At 69.3% G+C, this 17,557-nt stretch carries 16 protein-coding genes; 10 read left to right on the forward strand and 6 right to left on the reverse strand.

Going from position 1 to position 17,557, the window contains the following annotated elements:
- The first annotated feature begins 40 nt into the window (after nucleotides 1-40).
- The 5 genes from EDD27_RS29175 to EDD27_RS29195 all read left to right on the forward strand — a co-directional run bounded on the left by EDD27_RS29175 (nucleotide 41) and on the right by EDD27_RS29195 (nucleotide 3,176).
- Complete coding sequence (locus EDD27_RS29175) at nucleotides 41-1,294, forward strand: MFS transporter (protein WP_206641703.1); 1,254 nt, start codon at nucleotides 41-43, stop codon at nucleotides 1,292-1,294.
- Nucleotides 1,295-1,405: 111 nt separating this feature from the next.
- Nucleotides 1,406-1,837, forward strand: a complete 432-nt coding sequence (locus tag EDD27_RS29180) for an Hsp20/alpha crystallin family protein (RefSeq protein ID WP_127935225.1) — start codon at nucleotides 1,406-1,408, stop codon at nucleotides 1,835-1,837.
- A gap of 58 nt (nucleotides 1,838-1,895) precedes the next feature.
- A complete protein-coding gene (locus EDD27_RS29185; RefSeq protein ID WP_127935226.1) occupies nucleotides 1,896-2,210 on the forward strand; it encodes a MerR family transcriptional regulator in 315 nt (104 codons plus the stop codon).
- Nucleotides 2,211-2,240: 30 nt separating this feature from the next.
- Nucleotides 2,241-2,819 (forward strand): hemerythrin domain-containing protein, encoded by a 579-nt coding sequence (locus EDD27_RS29190; protein ID WP_127935227.1) that lies wholly within the window; start codon nucleotides 2,241-2,243, stop codon nucleotides 2,817-2,819.
- A 33-nt stretch (nucleotides 2,820-2,852) separates the two neighbouring features.
- Nucleotides 2,853-3,176, forward strand: a complete 324-nt coding sequence (locus EDD27_RS29195; protein WP_241564319.1) for a DUF5709 domain-containing protein — start codon at nucleotides 2,853-2,855, stop codon at nucleotides 3,174-3,176.
- Here EDD27_RS29195 and EDD27_RS29200 read toward each other — a convergent pair.
- The 3 genes from EDD27_RS29200 to ppgK form a co-directional block, all read right to left on the reverse strand.
- A complete protein-coding gene (locus tag EDD27_RS29200) occupies nucleotides 3,169-3,822 on the reverse strand; it encodes an HAD family hydrolase (protein WP_127935228.1) in 654 nt (217 codons plus the stop codon). The genes EDD27_RS29195 and EDD27_RS29200 overlap by 8 nt on opposite strands.
- Nucleotides 3,823-4,009: 187 nt before the next feature.
- The gene (gene hrpA, locus EDD27_RS29205) at nucleotides 4,010-7,879 is read right to left on the reverse strand and encodes an ATP-dependent RNA helicase HrpA (RefSeq protein ID WP_127935229.1); all 3,870 of its coding nucleotides are present in this window, start codon (nucleotides 7,877-7,879) and stop codon (nucleotides 4,010-4,012) included.
- 84 nt (nucleotides 7,880-7,963) lie between these two features.
- Complete coding sequence (gene ppgK, locus EDD27_RS29210) at nucleotides 7,964-8,680, reverse strand: polyphosphate--glucose phosphotransferase (protein ID WP_127935230.1); 717 nt, start codon at nucleotides 8,678-8,680, stop codon at nucleotides 7,964-7,966.
- Nucleotides 8,681-8,909: 229 nt separating this feature from the next.
- On the opposite strand from ppgK, the gene EDD27_RS29215 reads away from it, so the two are divergent.
- A complete protein-coding gene (locus EDD27_RS29215) occupies nucleotides 8,910-9,947 on the forward strand; it encodes a TIGR03118 family protein (RefSeq protein ID WP_164903832.1) in 1,038 nt (345 codons plus the stop codon).
- A gap of 136 nt (nucleotides 9,948-10,083) precedes the next feature.
- On the opposite strand, the gene EDD27_RS56995 is transcribed toward EDD27_RS29215, so the two are convergent.
- Nucleotides 10,084-10,662 carry an HAD family hydrolase gene (locus tag EDD27_RS56995; protein WP_241564320.1) on the reverse strand — a complete coding sequence of 193 codons (579 nt, stop codon included), beginning with the start codon at nucleotides 10,660-10,662 and terminating at the stop codon, nucleotides 10,084-10,086.
- Between the two features lie 108 nt (nucleotides 10,663-10,770).
- Here EDD27_RS56995 and EDD27_RS29225 point away from each other — a divergent pair, with 108 nt between their 5' ends.
- From EDD27_RS29225 to EDD27_RS29240, 4 genes are read left to right on the forward strand one after another with little or no spacing between them, the layout of a single operon-like run.
- On the forward strand, nucleotides 10,771-11,589 hold the full coding sequence (locus EDD27_RS29225; RefSeq protein ID WP_127935232.1) for a DUF4253 domain-containing protein: 819 nt from the start codon (nucleotides 10,771-10,773) through the stop codon (nucleotides 11,587-11,589).
- A 31-nt stretch (nucleotides 11,590-11,620) separates the two neighbouring features.
- Entirely contained in the window at nucleotides 11,621-13,138 is a 1,518-nt protein-coding gene (locus EDD27_RS29230) for a hypothetical protein (RefSeq protein WP_127935233.1), read from the forward strand.
- Nucleotides 13,135-13,554 (forward strand): hypothetical protein, encoded by a 420-nt coding sequence (locus EDD27_RS29235; protein WP_127935234.1) that lies wholly within the window; start codon nucleotides 13,135-13,137, stop codon nucleotides 13,552-13,554. Before EDD27_RS29230 ends, EDD27_RS29235 begins: the two co-directional genes overlap by 4 nt.
- A gap of 19 nt (nucleotides 13,555-13,573) precedes the next feature.
- Entirely contained in the window at nucleotides 13,574-15,175 is a 1,602-nt protein-coding gene (locus EDD27_RS29240; protein ID WP_127935235.1) for an MFS transporter, read from the forward strand.
- 6 nt (nucleotides 15,176-15,181) lie between these two features.
- Here the strand turns inward: EDD27_RS29240 and EDD27_RS29245 are convergent, their stop codons facing one another.
- Both EDD27_RS29245 and EDD27_RS29250 read right to left on the reverse strand, forming a co-directional pair.
- On the reverse strand, nucleotides 15,182-16,015 hold the full coding sequence (locus EDD27_RS29245) for an SAM-dependent methyltransferase (RefSeq protein WP_338324669.1): 834 nt from the start codon (nucleotides 16,013-16,015) through the stop codon (nucleotides 15,182-15,184).
- A 183-nt stretch (nucleotides 16,016-16,198) separates the two neighbouring features.
- Nucleotides 16,199-17,455 carry a Scr1 family TA system antitoxin-like transcriptional regulator gene (locus tag EDD27_RS29250; protein WP_164903833.1) on the reverse strand — a complete coding sequence of 419 codons (1,257 nt, stop codon included), beginning with the start codon at nucleotides 17,453-17,455 and terminating at the stop codon, nucleotides 16,199-16,201.
- Between the last annotated feature and the right edge of the window lie 102 nt (nucleotides 17,456-17,557).

Consider the following 17,557-nt stretch of genomic DNA (forward strand, 5'->3'; position numbering starts at 1 on the left):
CGTTGGACCCCCCGGCGAATCTTCAAGGCAAGGACATGTTTTGTCTCTGACTTCCTCCACGTTCAGAGCCCTGCGTCATCATAACTACCGGCTCTGGGCAGGAGCGGACATCATCTCCGTGACCGGCACCTGGATGCAGGTGCTCGGCCTCAACTGGCTCATCCTCGAGATGACGGGCTCGGCGACCAGCGTCGGGCTCAGCCTCGTCATGCAGGCGCTGCCGACGTTGTTGCTGGGCATGTGGGGCGGGGCCCTGGCGGACCGGCTGCCCAGCCGGCCGGTCGTGATCGCCGCGCAGCTCGCGCAGGCCGCACTGGCGGCCGTGCTCGCGACCATCGTCGTGACGGGCGTCGACTCCGTGGTGCCGATCTACGCGGTGGCGCTGGCGGGCGGCGTGGTGACCGCACTGGGCGGTCCGGCGCTCGGCCGGTTCGGAGCCCAGGTCGTGCCCCCTGCCGACCTGTCGAACGCGATGGCGCTCGGCTCCCTCCTGAGCTCGGCCGGCCGCATCCTGGGCATGAGCCTGGCCGGCGTGCTGCTGCCGGTCACCGGGAACACCGGCCTGTTCGTCATCAACGCGACCAGTTTCTTCGTGGTGATCGCGGCGGTGGCGGCCATGCGGCGCAAGGAGTTCCACCCGCTCGCCGCCGCCGAGCGGCAGCCGGGCGCCGTACTCGAAGGGCTGCGGTACGTCCTGCGCACCCCCTGGCTGCTCGTGGTGCTGGCGCTGTGGTTCGTCTCGGGCAGCGTCGGCCGCAACTACCAGGTCACCATGGCCGCGATGAGCGCCGGCCCTCTGGAGGCGGGCGCCGGCGGGTACGGCCTGCTGTCCACGGTGTTCGCCGTCGGCACGGTGCTCGGCGGCTTCCTCGTCGCCGCGAGGCCGCACTTGACGATCCGGCTGCTGCTGATCACCGCGTTCGCGATCGGGGTGGCGCAGGCACTGAGCGGGCTGATGCCGGAGTTGTGGTCGTTCGCGGCGTTGATGTTGCCGATCGCGGCCGGCGCGGTGACCCTCGACACCACCGTCTCGGCACGTGCGCAGCTCGACAGCCCCGAGCCGATGCGCGGCCGGGTCATCGCCGCGCTGTCCATCGTCAGCGCCGGATCGGGCGCGCTCGGCGGGCCGCTGCTGGGCCGGCTCAGCGACACGCTCGGGCCGCGGCTCGCACTGGAGATCGGCGGCGTGGCGTGCGTGGCGGCGTCGCTGCTCGCAGCCGTGGCGCTGGCCAGGCTCTCCGGCCGGACGATCAGGCAGGCCGCCCGGCTGCGCCCCCGTCTCGAGCAGGCCTGACCCCAGGGCGAGTAACCCCTGACCTGATTTGCTTTACATGCGGTCCTATAGTTAACCTGTAAGTGTAGTTGGAGGTTAGCTATAAGGCCACCAGCAGCAGGAGGTTCGGAAATGCTCTTGACTTCGATCGACCCGTTCTTCCAGGAATTCGAGCGCCAGTTCAACCGCCTGGCTCAGCAGACCTTCGACGTCGGCGGAGCGGTCATGCCCATGGACGGGCTGCGCCGCGAGGACGACGTGCTCCTGCGCTTCGACCTGCCCGGCATCGACCCTGAATCCATCGAGGTCACGGTCGACCGCGGCGTCCTCAGCGTCAGCGCACATCGCGAGGAGGAGGTCGCCGAGAACGAGCGCCTCTTCGTACGCGAGCGGCCCATGGGCACGTTCACCCGGCGCGTCTACCTCTCCGAGCACCTCGACAGCGACCAGATCGACGCCGGTTACGCCAACGGCGTGCTGACCGTTCGCATCCCGGTGCTGGAGCGGGCCAAGCCGCGCAAGGTGGAGATCCACAAGGGCGAGACGAAGGCCATCAAAGCCTGACCGGGACGGTGACCGGGGGCGGGCGCGGCTGGGTCCGCCCCCGAACCATGAGGAGATCATGATGCCCGATCTGCCGTTCGACGACGAGCACGCCCCTCTCTACTCCCTCGGACAGGTGGCGGAAATGCTCCAGGTGCAGCAGGCCTACCTGCGGCGGCTGGACCGGCACGACGTGATCAGCCCGAGCCGGTCGAGCGGCGGTCAGCGGCGCTACTCCCGCCGCGACATCATGACCGTCCAGCACGTCACGCGGATGGCCGAGGAAGGCATGACGCTCATCGCCATCCGGCGCATCCTCGAGCTCGAGCGGGAGCTCGCCGCGCTCCGCCAGGAGCTGAGGGAGGCCCGGGCACGCCTCGGCGAGTCCGAATGACCGCCGCCCCTCCGGGTAGCAGTGGTCACCATGGCAACCGACGTCATCACTCTGATCACCAAAGACCACAGGACCGTTGAGTCCCTCTTCGAACGGCTGAAGAAGCAGCAGGGCGACCAGAAGGCCACCGTGGCCGAGCTGCATGCGCTCCTCATCGCCCACGCCCGCGCCGAGGAGGACCGGGTCTATCCAGGCATCGACGCGCACCACAGCGTCGAGGAGCACAAGCAGGCCGAAATCCTCCTCGACGCGCTCGTCAGGTCGCAGCCGGGGACTCCGGAGTTCCGCAAGACGCTGGAGGAGCTCATCACCTCCGTCACGCACCACGTCGAGGAGGAAGAGAGCAAGATCCTCCCCGCCCTGAAGAAGTCGGCCGGCGAGAAGCGGCTGAAGGAACTCGGCAAGGCGTTCCAGGAGCGCAGGGCGGAGGAGCTGAAGGCGCTCAGCGTCCCCAAGCAGGCCAAGCCGACCGGAGTCCCCAAGCAGGCCAAGCCGTCCGGCGCGACCAGGGCCGAGCTGTACGAGCAGGCCCAGAAGGCCGACATTCCGGGCCGATCCCAGATGGGCAAGGAAGAGTTGGCCGAGGCTCTGAGGCACGCCAAGTCCTAGGATTTCGGGCCGCTCCCTGGGTAGGGGGCACATATGACCGAAAAACCTCCGAACCGGTACGGCATGAGTGATGAGCAGGCGATCGAGGTCAGCGAGTGGACCGACGATCTCGGGCTCCATCATGAAGTCGTCGAGGACGACCCGCGGCGCAGGGACACGCTCGACGAGCGGCTGCGCCGCGAGGCCCCGGACCGGCTCCGCCAGCCCCGTCCCAAGCACCGGCTGACCCAGCCTGACGCGGGCCTGGAGCCGGACGTCGAGGACGAGGAACTCGGCGAGGACTGGGGCGACGACGACTCGGACCTGTCGGCCGAGGAGCGGGCGGTCCGCATCGATCCCGGCGAAGGCCTCAGGTGAGCCGCCGCGCCGCGGGCAGGACGGCATGCAGGTCGTCGACGACCACGTCGGCGGTCGCGGCTTCCGGGCGCGCGGCGTGCAGGTAGCCCCACGGGCCGCGGCGCAGCAACGCGGTGCGCATGCCCGCCCGCGCCGCCGGTAGTACGTCGTTGTCGAGCCGGTCCCCCACGTACAGGATCTCTGCGGGCTCCCGTCCCGCGACCGCGGCCACTTTGGCGAAGAACTCCGGCTGCGGCTTCTCCACGCCCCAGTCCTCGGAGGTGTGCACCGAGTCGGCCGGCAGGTCCATCGCGACCAGCGCCTCGTAGGCCCGGCGCGGCTGGTTGCCCGCGATGATCACCTGGTATCCGGCCGCGCGGAGCTCTGCCAGCGCCTCGCGCACGTCCGGGTAGAGGTCGCCGGCGTCGAAGCGGTTACGGAGGCCGTCCGGGTCGTCACGCTCCCAGGCAGCCTCCTCCGCGCTCAGGTCGAAGCCCGGCCGGACGAGCTCGAACGCGTCCACGTGCGGACGGTCGAGCGCGGCCATACCGCCGAGCGCGCCCATCAGCACGAAGCTGCTCACGCCCAGCCGCTCGGCCCAGCGCGACCAGATCCGCGTCTCGTCGATGAGCGTCTCCCCGACGTCGAACACCACAGCCTTGATCATCGATCCCCCCGCTTGAACCTGTTTCAGCTCAGTTCTTCGGGCACCAGGTGAAAGCCCGACAACTACCGTAAGGGGGATTTTTTCATGCAACCGGAGCGTGACGCGAAGGACCGCCGGTTCGACCACGAGCGCATCCCCGCAGTTCTTCGTCCAGGAGGCGTTCAGCGTGCCGGCGTGAGCTCGTTCTTCAGGGGGTGAGCTTCTCCATCGTCTTCGCGATCCGCTTCTCGGAAACCGGCGTAGGCGTCCCCAGCGTCTGCGCGAAGAAGCTCACCCTCAGCTCCTCGATCATCCACCGGATCTCCACCACGTCCGGATCCCCACGCCGCGCCGGATGGAGCTTCTCCAGCAGATCGTGGTAGTCGTCCTCCACCTTGTGCACCCGATCCATCCACTCCTGGTCACGCCAAGGCTCCTCGGGGAGCTTGGTCAGGCGGCGGTCGATGGCTCGGATGTAGCGGAGGATGTCGGACAGCCGCCGGTAGCCGGTGGCCGTGACGAAACCCGGATAGACGAGCTTGCTCAGCTGGTCGCGGATGTCATCGGTGGAGGCGCTCGGGCGCAACGCGTCGAGCCGCGCACCGGCCTCGTGCCAGACCGCCAGGATCTGCTCCACCTTGCCGAGCACGTCCGCCGCCGTGTCGTGAAGATGAGCGCGTACGTGCTGGTAGAGGCGGTCGAAACCGACCGGGTCCCAGGCGGGTCCCCCGACGTCGAGCATGAGCTTGTCCACGGCCGCGTTGACCACGTCGTCGAACAACGCCACCGCCCCGCCGTGCGGGCTGCGGGACAGGGCCAGCTTGGCCTGGTTGGACAGGCCGCCGAGCAGGGACTTGGCCGGGTTGGTCACGTTGAGGAGCAGCAGGCGGCGCACGCCGGGCCAGTGGGAGCGCCGCTGCTCCGCCTCCGTCTCGTAGATCTTGATCGAGACCGAGTCGCCCGCGTCCACCAGCGCCGGGTAGCCCTTCATCCGGCCCTGCTCGAACACCTTCGGCAGGCGGCCGAAGCTCCACGTGTGCAGGCCCGTCTGCTCCAGGTCGTCGCCGGCCTGCGACAACGTCTGGCGCAGCTTCGGAGCCAGACGGCGTTTGAGCGCGTCGAGGTCTTTGTCCTCGGCCACGGTGCGCCGGCGCTCGTCGATCACCCGGTACGTGATGCGCAGATGGTCCGGCACCTGGTCCAGCTGCCAGGCCTCACGCGGCACCCGGACCCCGGTGAGCCGCAGCAGCTCGCGCTCCACGGCCGCCAGCAGCGGCTCACCACCCTGCCTGACCCCGGCCAGCACCTGCTTGGCGTAGTTGGGGGCGGGCACGAAGTTGCGGCGCAGGTGCTTCGGCAGCGACCGGATCAACGCGGTGATCAGCTCTTCGCGCAGCCCAGGGATCTGCCAGTCGAAGCCGTCGGAGCTGACCTGGTTGAGGACCTGGAGCGGCACGTGCACGGTCACGCCGTCGGCGTCCGCGCCCGGCTCGAACTGGTAGGTCAGCTTCATCCGCTGCCCCAGCTGCTTCCAGGTGTCCGGGTAGTCGCGGGCGCTGATGTCGGCGCCCTCGTTGACCAGCATCTCCGGCGAGAACGTCAGCAGCTCCGGCGTCTCGCGCCCGGCCTTCTTCCACCAGGAGTCGAAGTGCCGGGCGGAGACCACGTCGGCGGGGACGCGCTGGTCGTAGAAGTCGAACAGCGCCTCGTCGTCCACCAGGATGTCGCGGCGGCGGGCCCGGTTTTCCAGCTCCTCGACCTCCTCGAGGAGCTTGCGGTTCTCCTTCAGGAAGCGGTGGTGGGTGTCCCAGTCGCCCTCGACCAGCGCGTGCCTGATGAACAGCTCGCGTGACAGGTCGGGGTCGATGCGGCCGTAGTTGACCTTGCGGCCGACGACGAGGGGCACGCCGTAGAGTGTGACCTTCTCCAGGGCGATCACCGCGCCCTGGTTCTTCTCCCAGTGCGGCTCGGAGTAGGTGCGCTTGACCAGGTGCTGGGCGAGCGGCTCGACCCAGTCGGGCTCGATCTTGGCGTTGACCCGGGCCCAGAGGCGGGAGGTCTCGACCAGTTCGGCCGACATGACCCACTGCGGCTGCTTCTTGGCCAGCGTGGAGCCGGGGAAGATGGCGAAGCGGGCGTTGCGGGCGCCGATGTATTCCTGGATCGGGCGGCGCCCGTCGGCGCCGCGCTTCTCCATGACGTCCTTGACGCCGATGTGCGACAGCAGCCCGACCAGCAGGGACGCGTGCACGTGCTGAGGGTCCGCGGGCGCGCTGTTGGGCTGGGCGCCGAGCGACTGGCGCAGCTGGCTGTAGATGTCCTGCCACTCGCGGACGCGCAGGTAGTTGAGGAACTCCGCCTTGCAGAGCCGCCTGAAGGCGCTGGAGGACAGCTCCTTCTGCTTGTCACGCAGGTAGTTCCACAGGTTGAGGTAGGCCAGGAAGTCCGAGTCGGGGTCGGCGAAGCGGCGGTGCTTCTCGTCGGCCTGCTGCTGCTTGTCGGCAGGGCGCTCGCGGGGGTCCTGGATGGACAGGGCGGCGGCGATCACCATGACTTCGCGCAGGCAGCCGTTCTTCTCGGCCTCCAGCACCATGCGGCCCAGCCGCGGGTCCACCGGCAGGTTCGCCAGCTTGCGACCGATGGGCGTGAGCTTGCCGTGCACGTCGAAGGCGCCCAGCTCGTGCAGCAGATTGACGCCGTCCTTGACCTGGCGGCGGTCCGGCGGCTCGACGAAGGGGAACGCCTCGATGTCGCCGAGCCCGATGGAGGTCATCTGCAGGATGACGGAGGCCAGGTTGGTCCGCAGGATCTCCGGGTCGGTGAACTCCGGCCGGCTGAGGAAGTCCTCCTCCTCGTAGAGCCGGATGCAGATGCCGTCGGAGGTGCGCCCCGAGCGGCCCTTGCGCTGGTTGGCGCTGGCCTGCGAGATGGGCTCGATCGGCAGGCGCTGAACCTTGGTGCGGTGGCTGTAGCGGGAGATGCGGGCGTAGCCGGGATCGACGACGTATTTGATGCCGGGGACCGTGAGCGAGGTCTCGGCCACGTTGGTGGCCAGCACGATGCGGCGGCCGGTGTGGCGCTGGAACACGCGGTGCTGCTCGGCGGCGCTGAGGCGGGCGTAGAGCGGGAGGATCTCGGTGTTGCGGAAGTCCGCCTTGGTCAGGGCGTCGGCGGCGTCGCGGATCTCCCGCTCGCCGGACAGGAAGACGAGGATGTCGCCGGGGCCCTCGGTGACGAGCTCCTGGCAGGCGTTCACGATGCCCTGGGTCTGGTCGTCGTCCTCGTCGAGCGGCCGGTAACGCACTTCGACGGGGTAGGTGCGGCCGGAGACCTCGATGATCGGCGCGTCGCCGAAGTGGCGGGAGAACCGCTCGGGGTCGATGGTGGCGCTGGTGATGACGACCTTGAGATCGGGGCGTTTGGGCAGGAGTTGTTTCAGGTAGCCGAGGATGAAGTCGATGTTGAGGCTGCGTTCGTGGGCCTCGTCGATGATCAGCGTGTCGTACTGGTCGAGCAGGCGGTCGTTCTGTAGCTCGGCCAGCAGGATGCCGTCGGTCATCAGCTTGACCAGGGTGCGGTCGCTCGCCTGGTCGGTGAAGCGCACCTTGTAGCCGACCACCTCGCCCAGCTCGGTGCCGAGCTCCTCGGCGATGCGCTCGGCGACCGTGCGGGCGGCGATGCGGCGGGGCTGGGTGTGGCCGATCAGCCCGCGTACGCCACGGCCCAGCTCCAGGCAGATCTTGGGAATCTGGGTGGTCTTGCCCGACCCGGTCTCGCCGGCGATGATCACGATCTGGTGGTCGCGGATCGCCTCGAGGATGTCGTCCTTACGCTGCGAGACCGGCAGGTTTTCCGGATAACGCACCTGGGGCACGGCTTCGCGGCGGCGGGCCAGTCGTTGCTCGGCCCGCTCCACGTCCGCGAGGATCTCCGCGACGATCTTGTCTCGGGTGTCACGTGAGCGCACCCGGCGCATGCCGTCGAGCCTGCGCCGCAGTCGCCGCTGGTCGCGCGGCATGAGCTCGGGCAGGCGGGACTGGAGCTCGGCGAGTGGAGAGGACAAGGAAGACGTTCCCATACTGCTTCAAGGATATTTGAGCTCCGCTTCCCCGGAGCCAACGGCCCATCGTGCACCACCGGCCGAGCTCGGCGCATCCCAATTTCAGGGGCGTGCCGCCAGGGCCGCGCCGATGATGCCCGCCTCGTTCTGCAGGGCGGCGGGCACGACCGGCGTGCGGAGCGTGATGTGCGGCAGGAACTTCTCCGCCTTCTTGCTCGCTCCCCCGCCGATCACGATCAGCGACGGCGAGAACAACATCTCGACGTGCTCCAGGTATTCCTGCACCCGCTCGGCCCACTTCTCCCAGCTCAGGTCGTGCTCTTGGCGGGCCCGGTCCGAGGCCCGGTGCTCGGCGTCCTTGCCGTGCAGCTGCAGGTGCCCCAGCTCGGTGTTGCGCACCAGCGTCCCGTCCGTGAACAACGCGCTGCCGATCCCCGTGCCGAACGTCAGCACGAGCACGGTCCCCCGCTGCTCGCGCCCGCGGCCGAAGGTCATCTCGGCCACGCCGGCCGCGTCGGCGTCGTTGACCACGCTCGCGCCGCCGAACAACCCGGCCGCGTCCATGCCGATCCACGAGCGGTCGACGTTGGCGGCCGACAGCACGACACCGTCCATGACGACGCCGGGGAACGTCACACCGACCGGACCGATCCAGTTGAAATGCTTGACGATCGACGCCACCACGTCAGCCACGTCATCCGGGCTCGACGGCTGGGGTGTCGGAACGCGCAGGCGCTCCTCGGCCAGCCGGCCCGCCTCGGTGTCCACGGGGGCGCCCTTGATCCCCGAGCCGCCGATGTCGATGCCCAACACGTTCATGCTTTCCCTCTCCCCCGCGTGACGCGGGGAAACTCTTGTACCGATATTTCCGACACCCGGCTGAACCGGTCTCCCGCCCTCCGCGTATCTCGCGTCACAAGCGCTAACTAGGAGGCAACGGATGCGGCCACGCATCATCACACTCTGCGCTGTTGCGGTCGTCTTGGGAGCGACTCTCACCACTCCCGCACACGCCACCACCAGGACTCGTTTCGACGTCATCCCCCTTGTGTCGGATGTTCAGGGCAAAGCCCCGGTCACCGACCCCAAGGTCGTCAACCCGTGGGGCCTGGCCATGGGCAAGACACTATGGGTCTCCAACACGGGCACCGGCACCGCCACCGTCTACTCCGGCACGGGCAAGAAGGAGCAGACCGAGGTGTGGATCCCCGGCGGAGCCCCCACCGGCCAGGTGTTCAACCCCGGCGAAGGCTTCACCGTGAAGGGCAAGCCCGCCACGTTCATCTTCTCCAGCCCGAGCGGCGCCATCACCGGCTGGAACGCCGAGGTGGACCCGAAGAACGCGATCATCGCGGCGTTCACCCGCGGCGCCGACTACAAGGGCCTGGAGCTCGTCGAGACCGAAGACGAGGCATTCCTGCTGGCCGCCGACTTCGCCGGCGGCCGCATCCACGCCTTCGACGAGGACTTCCGGCGCATCCGCCTGGCCCGCTGGCAGTTCCATGACAGCTCTCTGCCCGACGGCTACCACCCCTACAACGTCGCGGTGGCCAACGGCAACATCTGGGTGTCGTACGCGCTGCGCGACCCGGCCACCGGCAAGCCGGTCTTCGGCAGGGGCAAGGGCTTCGTCAGCCGCTTCAACGCCTCCGGCCGCCTGACCGGCCGCATCTCCCGGACCGGGCTCAACGCCCCCTGGGGCCTCACGGCCGCGCCGCAGGGCTGGGGCCCGTACGCCGGCTCGCTGCTGGTCGGCAACTTCGGCGACGGCACCGTGCACGCGTACAAGCAGGGCCGGCACCTCGGCTCGCTGCGTGACTCCAGCGGCAAGCCGATCGTGCTGCCGGGCCTGTGGGACCTGGAGCCGGGCACCGCGGCCACCGGCGGCGAGAAGGCCCTGTGGTTCTCCGCCGGCATCGACGGCACCAAGCACGGCCTGATCGGCGTCATCGCCCCACAGGGCACGAAGCCCACCTCCACCGGGACGGGAGCCCCGTCGGCTACGCCGACGCACCCCTCCGGCCACAAGTCGAGCGCCCCAGCTACCCAGCCGCCCTCCCAGAACAACCCTTACGGCGGGTACTGACCGGCGCTCTCGCGCCGTCGCCCCCGGCCAGGCGAGGAGCGCAGCTCGCCGGCAGAAGGCCGGGGGCGGCGGTCCACCTGACGTTTCCGGCGCGGTTGGCGCGAGCCGCGCCGGAAACAACCACGTGCGCATCGCGTCAGCCCAGCACCGCCGCCAGGTCCTGAATCGTCCGGTAGTGGACGCCGGTCATGCCGAGCGCCCTGGCCGCCTCCACGTTCGGGAGCCGGTCGTCGACGAACAGGCAGCTCTCGGGCGCGACCCCGGCGCGCTCGGCGGCGATCTCGTAAATCCGCCGGTCCGGCTTGGCCACGCCGACCCTGGCGCTGCTGACCAGGTCGTCGGCGAAGTAGGTGAGCCCCAGACGGTCGAGGTGCTCCTCCACCGTGTCCATGGCGTTCGTCACGATGATCACGGGAACGTGCTGCTGTGCCCTGGCCAGCAGCTCCCTGACCTGCTCGTCCACCCAGAACGGCACCTCCATGAACTCGGCGACGGCCTGGCGTGCGCGGTCGTCCCCGCCGAGGGCGGCGACGATCGCCTCCGCCCACTGCGCCTCGGTGACCTGGCCGAGTGTGGGAGGCAGGATCAGCTCGGGGTCGAAAGCGGTCTTCATGAGGGGCAGTCCGTAGCGAGCCTCGATGTCGGCCTGGACGGCGTGGTCGAAGTGGCGCAGCACGCCATCGAGGTCAGTCAGAACCGCGGCAAAGGGGATCACAGCCCTACATTCTCGCAGCACTGAGCTTTTCGCGTACCGCTGACGGTGCTGGAGCGATCGGCCGCACTACCATCTCCGAGACAGGATTCGGTATCGGAACGGTAGGGCATGAACGATCACCGGCTGCCACGTGAGCTGTGCCAGCTGTTCCCCGACGGCGGCGCGGGCCGCGTGTTGCCCGCCGCCCTGCCCCCGGGTGACGTGGTCTGGCCCGATCCCGGGTACACGCGGCAGGGCGAGGCGGCCAGGCCGGCGTTCTGGATGAGCGAGGAACCGGCGAGCGGTGAGGACTGGGCTCGCCTGCGCGCCTGGCATCCGCAGAGCGGGTTATGGCCGGTGCTGCTGGACGAATCGGCGCAGCCCTGGGCGGTCGGGCAGGTCGTGCCGGATGATCCCCGCCAGATCGACCACTTCACCGCCGAGGGATTCATGACCGAGGTGTGGCAGGAGTGGGTGAGGCAGATGCCGCAGGACGCGCTCGACGAGCTGGAGCCGTACGGCGCGATCTGCCCGGGCCCGGCGCCGCCCGGCGTGCTGAAGGCCGACCCGGAGAAGGTCGCCGACTGGTACGCCGGCGAGCTCGCGGCCAGGGGCATGCCGCTCGGTCTGGTCGCCGCGAGCCGGGGCGCCGACGCGCTGGCGGTCATGGGCTGGCAGGGCGCGCTGCACCACAACGAGTGGATGGTGCCGATGGCGGCCGTGGTGCGCAGCTGGGAGGACAGGTTCGGGGCGCGGGTGGTGAGCGTCGGGTTCAACACGCTGGACCTGAGCGTGGCCGCGCCGCCGGTCGATCGCGAGCACGCGTTGCACGTGGCGGCCGAGCACTGGACGTTCTGCCCCGACAACGTCGTCCAGGGCCCCGGCGATCTCCAGGGGTACGCCGACCAGATCATCGGGGGACACGCCTGGTCGTTCTGGTGGGACTGATTTTTCGCGTTTTACGCTACCTTTAGCTCTCGTGTCCTGGGGAGATCTCACGCCGGAGTTACTCCACTCCTCCGTCTGGGCCGACGAGCTGGTGGAGGCGGCGGGCATCCCCGTCTACGACATGCCGCTGGTGTCGGTGGGCGGCGGGCTGGGTTCGTTCACGCTCGTGGACGTGCTGCGCATTCGCGGCGTGGCGGCATCGGCCATGCGGGTGTTGTCGACCAGCGACTCGCCCTGGCAGACCTGGGAATACCTCACCCGCGTCTCGCAGCTGCCCGCCCACGAGCGCATCCGATCCGACGCGAGCGCGCGGCCCGACAACATCTGGGGCTTCCCGTCGTACGCGGTGCAGGAGGCGTGGACGGAGCGCTCGGTCAAGCCGCTGCTCCAGGTCCTCACCGAGCCGATCCTGGCCGACTTCTACGCGCCGAAGGCCGGGATGGTCATGCAGACCGTGCGGCGGGAGGCCGATCGCATCGGCTACTGGGAGATGCTGGCCAAGGGCCAGGTGCGCATGGTCAGGAAGCGGCTGGGCGGCGGCTACTTCACCGTGCTGACGCCGCCGGCGGGCGTCGCGCAGACGAAGCGGGTGGTGCTGCGCTCCCATTACGTGCATCTGGCCGTCGGCTATCCGGGGCTGAAGTTCCTGGACGACCTGCAGGAGTTCCGGCAGCGGCAGGGCGAGCGGTATCGCGTCGTCAACGCGTACGAGCCGCATGAGCACGTCTACGACCAGCTGCGGAAGCGGCCCGGCGTGGTGGTCGTGCGCGGCGCCGGGATCGTGGCCTCGCGCGTGCTGCAGCGGCTCATGGACGACAGGGAGCGGTACAACCTGCGGACGCAGATCGTCCACCTCTTCCGCACCTACGTCGCCGGGCCGCACGGGCCGCATCCGTTCATGCGGCGCAAGGGCGGCGACGGCTGGGCCTACCAGGCGTTCACCATGCCGAAGTCGGCGTTCGGGGGGCAGCTGAAGGCCCAGTTCCGCAAGGCGCCCCCCGAGCGGCGGGCCCAGCTGGCCGCGCTGGTCGCCGGCACCACCACCCCCAAGCTCGCCCGCTGGCAGGACCAGATGCACCGCGCCAGGCAGGGCCGTTGGTACCACCCCGTCCAGGCCGTGGTCGACCGTATCGACCAGCAGCCCGACGGCCTGCTGGTCACCCACACCCGCAGCGCGAACTCGGCAGCCATGCAGTACGTGTCCGACTTCATCATCGACTGCACCGGGCTCGAGGCCGACATGCCCGAGCACCGGGTGCTGGACGACCTGCTCAAGCACGGCGGCGCGCGGCCCAACAAGGCGGGCCGGCTGGCGGTCGGCCCGAACTTCGAGGTGCTCGGCGCGGAGAGCGGGCACGGCGTGCTCTACGCCTCCGGCGCGGCCACCGCGGGCAACCACTTCCTGGCCGTGGACAGCTTTCTCGGCATGCAGACCGCGGCCCTCGACATCGCCGACGACCTGGCCGGCCGCGGGTTCTGCAAGGGGCTCGGCCCCGCCAGGTCGGTGTCCCAGTGGTTCAAGTGGGCGGCGAACAGGAGGCTCGCTTGATCCCCACGCTGGCCGGGCGCGTGCAGACCCGGCTGTTCGTGCTGGCCACGGTGGGCGCGGTGCTGACCGCCCTGCTCACCCTGCTGCTGCCGATGTCCTTCGCCGACGCCTACCTCGTGCTGCTGGCCGTCGCCCTCGTCGGCGTCGGCTGGGAGCTGCTGTACCACCTGCTCATGCAGTTCCGCTGGGACAAGGACTGGCCGACGATGTTCGGGCTGGTCACCGCCGTGCCGGAGGGGCTGGTCATGTGGGTGCTGCTGGACGCCGGCCTGGTGCCGGGCGTCCAGGGGCCGCTGTCCTGGTGGGCGTTCGCGACCATGTTCGCCGTCGTCTGGCTGGGCCAGTGGCTGTTCGTGAACGGCCCCATGCGGGTGCTGTTCGTCAAGTGGCGGCTTCGGGGTGGCCGCCTGTTGTGATCGATCGAAGGGGGAATTCGTGGGCGGGGTCGCGTTAGCTCGTCCGCTGTACTTCTGGCTGGGCACACTGGCCATCGTCGCGGGGGTGGTGCTGCATCTGCCGATGTACCTGCACGGCGCGGACACGCATTACCGGCTGGCCGGGATGCCGATGGACCTGCCGATGACGATCGGCATGGTGCTGATCGTCGTGGGGCTGGTCGTCACCGCGTACGGTCTGGTGCCGCCTGGCGCGTTCACCGCCAAGCCGGCCGGGGAGGTGCGGGTGCGCGCGCTCGACGACGCGCGGATGCGGCCGGCCCACATCGGGCTCATCGTCGTCATGTCCGTCGCCGTGGTGATCGACGCCATGAAGCCGATCACGCTCGGCTTCGTCGCGCCCGGCATGGCCAAGGAGTACGGGCTGAAGTCCGCGCTCAACCCGGGCGGCGAGCTGCCCGTCGCGCTGCTGCCGCTGGCCGGCCTCACCGGGACCGTGCTCGGCTCGCTGCTGTGGGGGTGGATGGGCGACAAGATCGGCCGCAAGCCGTCGATCCTGTTCGCCGGCGTGCTGTTCATCGGCACCGCCATCTGCGGCGTCATGCCGGACTTCGAGTGGAACCTGGCCATGTGCCTGGCCATGGGACTGGGCGCGGGCGGCATGTTGCCGATCACGTTCTCGCTGCTCGCCGAGACGATCCCGCCCCGGCACAAGGGCTGGGTGATGGTGCTGATCGGCGGCAACCTGGCCGTCGCCTACCTGGCGGCGAGCTGGCTGTCGGCCGCGCTGGTGCCGGAGTTCTCCTGGCGGGTGCTGTGGCTGGTCGGCCTGCCGACCGGCGTCTTCCTGATCCTGCTCAACCGTTTCATCCCCGAGTCGCCGCGCTTCCTGTTCGCGCACGGCCGCGACGACGAGGCCCGGGCGATCATGTCCAGGTACGGGGCCGCCGCGGTCTCCGCCGAGGACGTGGAGCGGGTCGCGGACGAGCACGACGGCGGCTACTCACGGCTGTTCCGCCGCCCGTTCACCGGGCTCACGGTGGCCGTGGTCATCCTCGGCCTGAGCATCGGCCTGGTCACGTACGGCTTCCAGTTGTGGATTCCGTCGAACCTGCAGCGGCTCGGCCTCGACCAGCAGACCGCCGACCGCGCGCTACGCGACTCGACGCTGCTGGGCCTGCCGCTGATCTTCGTCTCGGCCGCGATGTACGGCCTGTGGAGCGCCAAGAAGACGATCATCACACTCTCGGCGCTGGTCGGCGCGGCCCTGCTGGTCCTGTCGTTCTCGGGCGAGACCCTGGCGCAGGACCGCACATGGCTCTACGTGGTGCTGGCCGGTCCGATCGTAGGGACGGCGGCGATCGCGGCGGTCCTGGCGGCCTACAGCTCGGAGATCTACCCGACCCGGGTCCGCTCGCGCGGCTCGGGGTTGTCGGCCGGCGTCGGCAAGTTCGGCGGCGTGGCCGTCACCGGCGTGCTGGTCGCGGGCCCGTTCATAGGCATGGGGGCACCCTCCATCGGCACGACCGCGCTGCTGGGGGCGGTGCCCCTCGTGCTGGCGGTGCTGGCGGTGCTCGCGTTCGGCGTCGAGCCGGCCAAGAGCCCGGCCGGCGAGCCGGCCGAACTCCCGGCCATGCCCTGACCTGATTCACGGAATGCAGGCCACGGCACCGTAATTGCCGGACGAACTCGGATCTTCGAGGCAGGCGGTGTCGTGGCCGTTCGGCCGCCATTCCGGGACCCACACCAATCCCGGATCCACCAGCGCCAGACCCTCGAGCAACGCCTCAACCTCCTCCCGGGCGCGAATCGCGTGCCCGGGCAGCGTCATCGCCAGCAGCTCATGAATGGCCGGCAACAACTCCGCGGGAATCGCGTCGAACGTGGTCTGCAGCAATGACAGATAACTGCCTTCCGGCACCTCCTGCCTGATCCGCTTGATCACGAAATGGAAGTACTCGTCGTCGTTCAGGCTATGAGTCGACAGCAGCAGCACCGCCATGGGCCGGTCCCACTCCAGGAACGTCTGGACGACCCTGTCATCGAGAATGTCGTCGATCTCGCGCACGTCGCCCTCTACAACGCGTACGAGGTCGGTGACGGGCTCGATGGTCGCCCGCGCCCCGGCCAGCACCATGGGGTCGCTCTCCACGTAGACCACCCGGGGCACGGAGGCGCCCAGGGCGTCACGGGCCACGTCATGCAGCTGCCTGCCCAAGGGCAGACCGCTGGGGACGCCACTGCCGACGATCAGGAACTGGTCCACGCCCTCGGTCCCCAGATGACGCACCACGCGGCACACATAGTCGAGCACGGCCCGCGCGGCCGTCGTCGTGACGGGGGCGGCCAGATCGTAGCGGCGCATCGCATCTCGGTCCGCTACGAAGTTGTTCTTTCCACCCGCCGCGGCGTCAAGAATCCGAGTGACACTTGCTTGGGTCATCTCCAGCTTCGCCAGGTTTCGGATGGCACGCTGACGCATTGAGTGTTGCCCCTTTCCCCTCGCCCACTATCTCGGGAAAAGCTGATCCTTGCGGACCCCACTCGATGACCCAGACCATATGATCCTCGCTACTCGCGAGAACACAACACGAAAAGCCATTAGTTTTGGGTATATGTGCATCACCGAAGTTCGCGCATAACGATCATTTACCCGGGAAAGAGATCACTTTCCCAGTGCACGCGAGAGCCTTTCGCGGTGGCAATTCAACACCTCGACGGTCTCCTCGCGGGTGGTCGTCGTCACCGACAACTTCGTGAATGCCTGGTGGTACGCCTCCACCGCGCCCGTGTCGGTGACCAGCTCGTCACCCTCGATGCCGTGGGCGCACGCGATGTCGGGCTCGAACGCCTCGGCGAAGCGCCAGAGCGTGAACGGGCCGGTGCGCGGCACGTACGCCGGATCCTCCATGGGCACCACGTGCAGCGAGACATTGGGCCGCTTGGCGTGCTCCAGCAACGTCTCGAGCTGGCGTAGCTGCACGTGCCCGCCGACGATCGTGCGCATCAGCACGCTCTCGTCGATCACCGCCCACACCACGATCCCGGCGTCCCGCGCCAGGGCCTCCTGCCTGGCCATCACGAGGGCCAGCGCCTCGTCCACCGTCAGCTGCCCCAGGGTGGCGGGTCCGGCCGCGGCGATCGCGGCCCTGGCGTAGTCCTCGGTCTGCAGCAGCGGCGGGACGAACTGGGTGTGGAAGGTGCGGATGAGGGTGGCGCGCTGCTCCAGCGCGTAGGTGGTGGCCAGCCAGACCGGGATGGACGGCGCGTCGTACCAGGCGGCCTCACGCTCGCCCCTGGCCAGTGACAACACGTATTCGCGGATCGGCGGCGAGGCGATGCCATAGACGGTGAGCAGACGCTCCACGGTGATCGGCGCAGGGGCGATGCGGCCTTCCTCGATGGCGGGGATGGCCGCCGCGCCCTTGCCGATCGCGGTCTCGACCTGCTCCTCCGACAGCTGCGCGGCCAGCCGCAGCCCGTGCAGCCGGCGGCCGAGCGCCCGGCGCTGCGGCCCTCTCAGAGGCCCGGCGGCGTCGGGGATCTCAGAGGTGGTCTCGGGCTCGTCGGGCAGGCCCTCGGCCTTGCGGGCGAGCTCGACCACGCCGCGCAGGACGGCCAGGGAGCTCTCCGACAACCCGGAGGCCGACAGCCCGATGGTCGCTGCGCGCAGCTGCAGATCCTCGACGGCGCCCGACTCCAGGTGGTCGTCGCCGACCAGCCAGCCGACGCTCACCTGCAGGCAGGAGGCCAGCGCCCGCAGCACCTGGAGCGTCGGGTTGGTCTGCTTGCCGGTGCGCAACTGGCTGACGTAGGCACGGGTGATGGGGATGCCCGCCTCCGTCAGGGCGGAGGCGACCTGCGCGCCGGTGAAGCCGCGCTTGGTCAGCGCGAGATCGAGCCGCTCGGCGAAGTTCGCCACGGCACACCTCCTACTGCCCGTGAACTTTTCCAGCGTAAGGGACGCGAGCCCCACTGTCCCCTGCCATGCGGGCAAGCTCTGCCACGCGGGAAGGTATCAACT

Origin of the sequence: Nonomuraea polychroma (assembly GCF_004011505.1) — a bacterium.
Classification (GTDB): Bacteria; Actinomycetota; Actinomycetes; order Streptosporangiales; family Streptosporangiaceae; genus Nonomuraea; species Nonomuraea polychroma.

What these genes read in the sequence shown, in the direction of transcription:
- EDD27_RS29190 (WP_127935227.1), top strand. Translation starts at nt 2,241, where the DNA reads ATGGCAACCGACGTCATCACTCTGATCACCAAAGACCACAGGACCGTT.
- hrpA (WP_127935229.1), bottom strand. Translation starts at nt 7,879, where the DNA reads ATGGGAACGTCTTCCTTGTCCTCTCCACTCGCCGAGCTCCAGTCCCGC.
- EDD27_RS29245 (WP_338324669.1), bottom strand. Translation starts at nt 16,015, where the DNA reads ATGCGTCAGCGTGCCATCCGAAACCTGGCGAAGCTGGAGATGACCCAA.
- EDD27_RS29225 (WP_127935232.1), top strand. Translation starts at nt 10,771, where the DNA reads ATGAACGATCACCGGCTGCCACGTGAGCTGTGCCAGCTGTTCCCCGAC.
- ppgK (WP_127935230.1), bottom strand. Translation starts at nt 8,680, where the DNA reads ATGAACGTGTTGGGCATCGACATCGGCGGCTCGGGGATCAAGGGCGCC.
- EDD27_RS29200 (WP_127935228.1), bottom strand. Translation starts at nt 3,822, where the DNA reads ATGATCAAGGCTGTGGTGTTCGACGTCGGGGAGACGCTCATCGACGAG.
- EDD27_RS29180 (WP_127935225.1), top strand. Translation starts at nt 1,406, where the DNA reads ATGCTCTTGACTTCGATCGACCCGTTCTTCCAGGAATTCGAGCGCCAG.
- EDD27_RS29195 (WP_241564319.1), top strand. Translation starts at nt 2,853, where the DNA reads ATGACCGAAAAACCTCCGAACCGGTACGGCATGAGTGATGAGCAGGCG.
- EDD27_RS29185 (WP_127935226.1), top strand. Translation starts at nt 1,896, where the DNA reads ATGATGCCCGATCTGCCGTTCGACGACGAGCACGCCCCTCTCTACTCC.